Genomic DNA, 761 nt, shown 5'->3' with positions numbered 1-761 from the left:
AACAAAGTGAAAAATATCTTCTACTCATCAAAACTTTTGAGCCTGGATATGACCTGAATGCACCTTCCAAGGGCGACGGTTGGACAGCCGCAGCAACTGAAAGAATGGTTCAACTATGTAGGGCCACAGATATACGGCTAGGCCTTATAACCAATGGTGAGCAGTGGATGTTGATTGATGCTCCAGTGGGAGCTGTAACCACATTCGCCAGTTGGTTCGCCCGTATCTGGCAACAGGAGCCAGTGACCTTACAGGCATTTGAAGCTCTTTTGGGAGTCCGGCGTTTCTTTGTTAACTCCACAGAACAGCTTCCTGCATTACTGGATGAGTCGATCAAGCATCAGGATGAAGTCACCGATGCGCTCGGTGAGCAGGTTCGTCGCGCAGTTGAAGTGTTGGTCCAAGCGCTGGACAAGGCTGACCTAGAACGTAATCGACAATTACTAAGGGATGTTCAGCCAACTGAGCTTTACGAGGCTGGTTTAACTGTCATGATGCGGCTCGTTTTCCTTCTCTGTGCAGAAGAACGGGAGCTGCTCCTACTTGGTGATGAGCGGTTTGAGGCCCATTATGCTGTTTCCACACTGAGGATGCAGTTAAGAGCCGAATCGGAAGAAATTCTTGAACGTCGATGGGATGGTTGGTCCCGCTTGCTCGCTATTTTCCGTGCGGTATATGGTGGTGTTGAACACGAAGGGATGCAGATGCCTGCGCTGGGCGGCTCTTTGTTTGACCCAGATAGATTTCCTTTTCTTGAAGGC

Annotated in this window: 1 pseudogene; it reads left to right on the top strand. The window is 49.7% G+C overall.

Annotation, left to right across the window (positions count from 1 at the left end):
• Window positions 1-761: pseudogene (locus J7438_RS26375) on the top strand (Eco57I restriction-modification methylase domain-containing protein); the annotation flags it as partial.

Source organism: Thalassotalea sp. G20_0 (genome assembly GCF_017744175.1).
Taxonomy (GTDB): domain Bacteria; phylum Pseudomonadota; class Gammaproteobacteria; order Pseudomonadales; family Endozoicomonadaceae; genus Endozoicomonas.
The sequence above is the reverse complement of the archived record's forward strand: the minus strand, read 5'-3'. Positions and strand labels throughout refer to the sequence as shown.